The 2744-nt window shown below is 43.5% G+C and carries 2 protein-coding genes; both read left to right on the top strand.

From position 1 onward, the window contains the following. Positions 1 to 892 precede the first annotated feature (892 nt). Complete coding sequence (locus tag AC1DSE_RS33935; RefSeq protein WP_441887003.1) at positions 893 to 1549, top strand: response regulator; 657 nt, start codon at positions 893 to 895, stop codon at positions 1547 to 1549. A 21-nt stretch (positions 1550 to 1570) separates the two neighbouring features. Continuing rightward, the gene (locus tag AC1DSE_RS33930; protein ID WP_441887025.1) at positions 1571 to 2683 is read left to right on the top strand and encodes a sensor histidine kinase; all 1113 of its coding nucleotides are present in this window, start codon (positions 1571 to 1573) and stop codon (positions 2681 to 2683) included. The last annotated feature ends 61 nt before the right edge of the window (positions 2684 to 2744 follow it).

Raw genomic sequence — 2744 nt, 5'->3', positions numbered from 1 at the left:
TAGGAAAGCTGGCACGAATTCTAGTTGGTATTATACAACGAGGAGAAAAGTTCACGCGCCAGAGAAAACSGTMMTTGCATGGGCAGAAGCAGCTTAARTTAAGTAGAAATCACGTATATTGACTCATTCGCAGGATTTCAAAAAGAAAGCACGGAGGACCGAGYTCGTTACCCATAAGGGCTCAGACCCATCCGCTAAACGCTATCGGTCTCCACACCTTGGACAGGTATAACGAAGGAATGTAAGGGCAGTGACCCGTTGAGATTTGGGAGGGTGAACCTCCAAGGGATTGTGGAGTATGCGTGCAGTAGARACTRYCTGGGGAATATTTCCTGAGTGTTCCTCTATTTCCGCATGCCCAGCTCACCATCTCAAGCGGCATCAACTGCGTTRCTTCCTGAGATGGACTTGATCCAAGGTGACGAAATCCTGCGAATGAGTGAGTATATGTGAGATAAACCCTTAAAACGGAGGGACGGGTAACTATAGCTTAACAATCATCACGAGGCTGCCTGTATAACACGGCAGCCTCGTTGAACTATTCCAGCTAGTAGCTTGTCAATATTTATTAAAGACGAAACGAAGAATGATATACTAATAACAAAGAACCGTCCCACCGATATAGAGAAGGTATTCCTTCATATCTAAGTATTGTATATTCAGTCTAGAATGCTTGCTGCCTTCTTGGTCAAAATCGCAAAAATCCAGTGGAGCAGTTTATTTGCACACGCGATCACAGCTGCTTTAACCAGTAAAGTGTGATATCGATTGATTAATTCATATTCTAGTAATTTTTTATATAATCAAAATTAGAGAATAAGTGAAACATGCTCTAGCACAAGCTAAATGTGAGGGATGTTGTTAAATAGCGTAGAACGGAGAGTGAGCAGCGATGAAAATAAAGGTTATAATTTCCGATGACAATCCCTTTATCCGGGAAGGCATGAGGATCATACTGACCACCTTCAATGAGTTCGAGGTATTGGCGACGGTTGAGGATGGTCGAGAAGCCGTAGATTTCTGCAGGGAGAATGATGTAGACGTGGCACTGCTCGATGTGCAGATGCCCAATATGAATGGTGTGGAAGCGACCAAGCTGATCTCTGAGCTGACAGGAACCAAAGCGTTAATCCTAACCACCTTCGATGACGAGGCGTTTATTCTCGATGCGATTCGGAGCGGGGCGAAGGGATATCTGCTCAAGAATAACGATCCAGAGCGGATTCGGGATGCCATCATTACTGTATACAACGGACATAATGTGCTGCAGGATGCTGTGCTCGATAAGCTGAAATCTAGTTTGCTACCGGACAAGGATAAAGATAAGAAAGAAAATAAAGGGAGTAAGATCGACAGAAGCTTATTCACGGATAGAGAGCACGACATTATGTCCCTCATCGCGAAAGGGCTTTCCAATCGCGAGATTTCGAAGAAGCTGTTCATCTCAGAAGGCACCATTGCTAACCATATTACTTCTATTCTAGGCAAGAAGGGTCTTACGCATCGTACACAAATCGCGATTTATTTTTTGACCGGGGAAGTGGATTAAGTGACGGAGAGGGGAACACCTATAGAACTCTGGACAATGGGCGTAAAAGCGATTCTCTTAAGCTATGTGGTCATTCAATCCTATGTATCAATAGGTTCGATTTCACCATGGTATATGTTGTCCATCCTCCTCTACCTGTGTTTGAATATTTCCATCTATATCGCTAAAAAGGTTAGTATCACTACGATTGTGCTTCTGCTATCCATGATGGTTATTGCAGCGTCCTCGTCGTATATCCAACCCTTATTTTTACTCCTGTTCCCTCTGAACATATACGAACTATTCACTATATACCTGCGTAAAAGCGGAATTATTCTATTGCTCATGCTGGTTCCGCTCTTGTTGCTGTCTCAAGAATCTCAAGCTACCTTGGTTACATATGCTCTCGTTGCGATGCTAAGTTTCCTCTACTCCCTCTTGCTTAACAATTACATAAGCAAAATTGCAGACCTCAAAGAGGACATAGAAAATAGAAACGAACATATCCAGCATTTGACTGAGAGTCTAAATGAGAATAAAGAATATATCAGACAGTCCGATTATACGATTAAGCTGGAGGAGCGTAACCGACTGTCCCAGGAAATTCATGATAAGATCGGACATTCGATGACGGGTGCATTGATCCAGATGGAAGCCTCGAAGCGCTTGTTCACCTCCGATCCGAACAAGTCGGCGGAGCTGCTGCAGAATGCAATCCATATCTCCAAGGATGGGATCGAGAGTATCCGACTTGTGCTAAAAAATATGAAGCCACCGACAGAGAAGCTCGGAATAAATCGGATTAAATTATTTATTGATGAATTTTCAGCGAAGCATACGATCAGGACCTCTCTCACTCATGAAGGTAATGTCGATATCATTACTCCGATCCAGTGGAAGGTCATTCAGGAGAACACCCAGGAAGCGTTGACCAATGCCATGAAATATTCAAACGCTACTTTCGTCTCCATCCATATCGAAGTACTGAGGACCTTGATCAAGGTTGAAGTTTCCGACAACGGCAAAGGTGAGCAGAAGGTGATAAAAGGCTTGGGAATCATCGGTATGGAAGAACGGGCAGCAAGCGTAAATGGTACAATTATCGTCGATGGCTCAAGAGGCTTCAGTGTCACTACATTAATTCCTCACGGATAAGATGAGTTTAAATAGGAAGATTCTCATGGGTTAAGGATGAACTTGTGCACTGTCACAGGGG

The organism is Paenibacillus sp. 01L418 (assembly GCF_056400045.1).
Note: the sequence above shows the minus strand (reverse complement) of the source record. Positions and strands in the feature narration are given on the sequence as shown.